The organism is Mycobacterium sp. NGS49 (assembly GCF_059812565.1).
In genome coordinates, this window is record NZ_JCALCX010000129.1 from 1 (window position 1) to 236 (window position 236).

Annotated in this window: 1 protein-coding gene; it reads right to left on the reverse strand. The window is 65.7% G+C overall.

Going from position 1 to position 236, the window contains the following annotated elements:
* A partial coding sequence (locus AC5Y7D_RS31005; protein ID WP_499930023.1) for an acyltransferase domain-containing protein occupies positions 1–236 on the reverse strand: 236 nt, incomplete at both ends.

Here is a 236-nt window from a genome sequence, read left to right on the forward strand (position 1 = left end):
GATGCGCCTCAGCGAGCGAGGTGACAAAGCGCGGCCAACCACCGTCCTCGCGACGCAGCGAACCCAACACCGCCACCGAGGTGGCATCTCCACCGCTGGCCTGGACCGTCTCGGTCATCGCCACCGCCAACACCGGATGCGGACCCAACTCGATCAACGCCCGACACCCCTGCTCGATCAACCCGCGAGTGGCCCGCTCGAACTGCACCGGCTCACGCAAATTCCGATACCAATAG